The organism is Okeania sp., assembly GCF_983059655.1.
Map to the genome: position 1 here is coordinate 1 of NZ_CEZPJD010000907.1, position 2,945 is coordinate 2,945.

General features: G+C 32.0%; 1 protein-coding gene and 1 pseudogene. Both read right to left on the bottom strand.

Features of this window, described 5'->3' with window-relative positions:
- Positions 1-597 precede the first annotated feature (597 nt).
- Positions 598-1,533: a phosphate ABC transporter permease subunit PstC gene (gene pstC / locus AC3DU7_RS30015; RefSeq protein WP_488042896.1), complete on the bottom strand. Its 936-nt coding sequence runs from the start codon at positions 1,531-1,533 to the stop codon at positions 598-600.
- Between the two features lie 1,075 nt (positions 1,534-2,608).
- Positions 2,609-2,945: pseudogene (locus AC3DU7_RS30020) on the bottom strand (protein sphX); the annotation flags it as partial.

A 2,945-nucleotide genomic window follows, 5' to 3' on the forward strand; every position in this document is an offset into this window, starting at 1 on the left:
GGCAAAAATATTATTAACCAAATTTCGTTTATTCAGATTACCTTGAAGATGATTGGAAGGTAAAAATTTTTTGTTAATATCTTGAGTTGACATCTATATCAAGTTCCTCTAACTTCATCGAAATATAGTAATTTCATTGGAGTTGTTTCAAAAACATCGTCGCTAATTAATTTCTGGAAATTATTTTCAGTTTTTTCCTTCTTACTTTTTCCTTTTTCCTTCTTACCGAATAATTAAGGTTTAAAGCCTCTTCTTTAAAGGAGAAACAGGAAAAAATTTTCCTTTTATTCAATCCTCTTCCTTTTAGGGCTATGCTTTACTCACATCTTTCCTTAACATAAAACTTGACAAAATAGACAAGTTATGAGTAAGTCTTGGTTCAGCTTTTTCGGGAGAAAAAATGTATATAAAAATACTTTTTTTTGACAACTTCAGTAGTTTTACTTAGCTACTATGATTTTTTCTCCTTTCTCCCCTGCTCCCTGCTCCCCTGCTCCCCACAAGGGTTTCAAAACTTATGGGTAAGGGATAGCTTTTAGGGGGAGGTAATTATCAATTATCAATTATCCATTATCAATTATTGAACTCTTCCTTCTTTTAATATATTTCGCGATAATGTTTGGCTAGCAAATTACCGATTATGTTTAATATTAAAGTGATCAATACTAAAGTTAGACCAGCAGCAAAAATTGTTTGATAAGCTAGAGTTCCATGAGGTAAATCACCAAGACTAACCTGCACAATATATGCTGTAATAGTAGCAGCTTGGTCTGTGGGATTTAAAGTAAAATTAGGTTGCAAACCAGCCGCAATAGCAACAATCATTGTTTCTCCTACTGCACGGGAAGCTCCCAGAATATAAGCCGAACAAATACCAGAAATAGCAGCCGGAAATACAACGAATAATGATGTTTGAAACCTAGTTGCTCCCATAGAAAAAGATCCTTCTCGTAAACCTACTGGCACAGAACGCATAGCATCTTCGCTGATAGAACTAATAAATGGAATAATCATTACTCCCATTACTAATCCTGCACTCAACATATTAAAAGTTGGCAAATTTGGAAATATTTTTTGTAATAGTGGAGTGACGTACAAGAGTGCGAAATAACCATAAACTACTGTGGGAATAGCAGCCAATAATTCCAAGAAAGGTTTGAGAGTTTCTCTAAATTTTATGGGAGAAAATTCACTCAGATAAATTCCTGCTATAGTACCCAGTGGAATAGCTATCATTAAAGCAATAATTGAAGTTACTAAGGTTCCTGATACTAAAGGTAAAATTCCATATTGTGGATTTTGAAATAAGGGAGTCCATTGTGTATTAGTCAAGAATTCTAATATGGATATTTCTTGAAAAAATAAAACTGATTCTCTGACTAAGATAAACAGAATTGCTATGGTAGTTGCTACTGAAGAAAAAGCTGCTAAAAACAAAATATATTCAATTATTTTTTCTCGTATATATTTATATTGAAATAATTTTGGTGAATATTTTGGTGATTTTATTAATTTTAAAAGTTTATCTCTCATTCAATACTCAAGGATTAAATAAATAATAATAGTAAGAATTCAGTTTTCCATTTTCCTTCTTTCGTAGGGACGTTGCATGCAACGTCCCTACCATTTGTAACAAACATTTATCACGCTTGGTATAAGTAAGTAGGTATGTCTAATTAAACGTTAAAAAATGTAGGGTCGGGTTTAGCCGAAAACCTTGATAAATTAGCGATATAGTACTAAAAATCATTCGTACACTTGTTGCATTTATTTATCAAAATAATCTGGGTCTAAAACTCCGCCTTTGAAGGCAAAATATTTTTGGAGCGAAGCTCAAATCCCCGTTACAAAAATAACTTCTGACTTCTGACTTCATTAAACTTACCTGCTTATTAGCGACCAGTATTTAGTAGTAATAATGAATTAGGGTGATGATTTTTTATAGAGCTAAAGTTAGCTGATATGTTTTTCTTGATGCTTTTAATTATGCCTCATTTTCTCAACACCTACTTATATAGAAGTTAAAGGAAAGTTTACAGCAATTTGATAAATATTTACTACAAATAAATAGGTTATTTCTTAGAAGTCAGAATGTAAGCATTCAGCTATTAGCAATCAGCTAGCCTCCTGCGGAGAAACTACTTTTTAATACTAATTCCTACTCTCAAGGCAATGAATTAATAGCTGATAGCTGACTGCTGAATGCTTACGAATGCTTACGTCACAATAGATAGTTTTGAATTATTTAGGATTTGCTGAAAAAGTCTTTTAGGAGCCGTGTAAGAATAACCTGAACAGTTTTTTTGATGGAAGCTAGATTTCACAATCTATTTCAGATAAAATTTGTACAACTTATTTTTACAGGGCTACTTAATAGAGGTAGGAGACAGGAAACAGACAAGTTAATAAATTTCATAATTCTGTGCAGCCTTACATAAAATTGATGCTTAGACATTAGCCGATAATTTATCTAAATTTTAGCATTAATTTACATAAGAAAATATGTTTGCCACTTGAATCTAATTTAGTATGAAAAATAGAAGAACTACTATACTTAAAAATGATTTAAGCCTTCATTATAATATTTAAAAATATAATATTCAAAAATTTAACTACTACTCCCAATAACACGGTTTTTAAAACGTTCCATTGCTTGCTGATATTCTAATTCTGACATAGGTACAGAATTTACTTCTTTAACTAATTGAGGAGCATTCCGGAGATAGAATTCAACAAATTCTTGAACTTCAGGACGCTCTGCTGCTTTAGCATTCACATAAATAAAAATTGGTCTAGCCAGAGGTTGATATTGTCCACTTCGCACTGTTTCCAGTGAAGGTTTAACAGGTCTATTACCATTGTCTATAGCTATTGCTTTGATTCGGTCTCTGTTCGCTTCATAATAAGAATAGCCAAAATAAGCAATAGCATTAGGGTCATTTGCA

Bases quoted from the DNA above. Each gene is read 5' to 3' on its own strand.
- pstC (WP_488042896.1), bottom strand. From the start codon at position 1,533: ATGAGAGATAAACTTTTAAAATTAATAAAATCACCAAAATATTCACCA.